This is a genomic window from Dyella flagellata (assembly GCF_030160275.1).
Lineage (GTDB): Bacteria > Pseudomonadota > Gammaproteobacteria > Xanthomonadales > Rhodanobacteraceae > Dyella_B > Dyella_B flagellata.
In genome coordinates, this window is the sequence record NZ_BSOA01000067.1 from 1 (window position 1) to 1,434 (window position 1,434).

Consider the following 1,434-nt stretch of genomic DNA (forward strand, 5'->3'; position numbering starts at 1 on the left):
CGTCATCGGGAACCGGCAACGCCTTGCGGTCCAGCTTTCCATTCGCCGTCAGCGGCCATGATGTCAGCCGCACGAACGCGCCCGGCACCATGTAGTCCGGCAAACGCTCGCCCAGATGCGTGCGCAGGGCACGCACCAGGTCCTCGCCATCGGCACCATCCTGCGCCACCACGTACGCCACCAGCCGCTTCCCACCACCCTCCGCTTCGCGTGCCAGCACGACAGCTTCGCGAACACCGGCATGTTCGACCAGGCGCGCCTCGATCTCCCCCAGCTCGATCCGGAAGCCGCGGATCTTCACTTGGCTGTCGTTGCGGCCCAGGTACACCAGGCTCCCATCCGGCAGGTACCGGGCCAGATCGCCCGTGCGATACATCCGCGCCTCCTGCTGGAACGGATCGCGCACGAAGCGCTGCGCCGTCAGCTCCGCACGGTTCCAGTAACCGCGGGCCACCCCGGCACCGCTGATATACAGCTCACCCACGGCGCCCATCGGCACCGGCTGTTGGTAAGCATCCAGCACGTAAGCGCGTAAATCAGGAATGCACTGGCCGATCGGGCTGCTGCTTACCTGCGTATCCGCTTGCCGCAGTGCCCGGTACGTCACATGCACCGTGGTTTCGGTAATCCCATACATGTTGATCAAGGCCGGCGACTGCTCGCCGTGCCGCTCGTACCAGCCCTTGAGCATCGCAGGCTCCAGGGCTTCGCCACCGAAGATCACGTAGCGAAGACGGTGCGCTTGCCGGCTATGCGCTTGCGCCTCGCTAAAGCTCCGGAACGCGCTCGGCGTTTGATTGAGCACCGTCACGCCCGTCCGGCACACCAGGTCGTAGCACTCCTGCGCCGACTGGGCGATCTCCCGCGGTACCACCACCAGGCGACCGCCATAACGCAAGGCGCCCCACAGCTCCCACACCGAGAAATCAAACGCAAAGGAGTGGAACAGGCACCACACATCCTGGGCGTTGAAGCCGAACCAGGGCGCCGTCGCATCGAACAGCCGCGTCACCTGACGGTGTTCGACCAGCACGCCTTTGGGTGTTCCGGTCGAGCCCGAGGTATAGATCACATAGGCGAGGTGCTCGGGCCTCAGGCCCAGCGTTGCCAGCACGGGATTGCGCGAGGGCTGCCGGCTATCGCCGGCGAGCGTGGCAATGTCCAGCACGTCGTACGCGGCATGCCCGCTCGCACCCAACACCTCGCGACCGGCCGCATCGCTCAACAATCGCTTGGGTGCCGCATCGGCCACGATCCACTGCAAGCGCTCGCCCGGATAACCCGGGTCCAGCGGCACATACCCGCCGCCCGCCTTCAGGATGCCCAGCAAGCCCACCACCAGCTCGACGCTGCGCTCTGCGCAGATCGCCACGCGATCGTCCGGCTGCACGCCCTCCGCAATCAACCGGTGCGCCACGCGGTTCGCGCGGGTAT

1 protein-coding gene is annotated in these 1,434 nt (G+C 66.2%); it reads right to left on the minus strand.

Annotated elements, in window-relative coordinates:
• Positions 1 to 1,434, minus strand: a 1,434-nt coding sequence (locus tag QQJ96_RS23530) for an amino acid adenylation domain-containing protein (RefSeq protein WP_284334478.1), incomplete at both ends; no start/stop codon positions are given.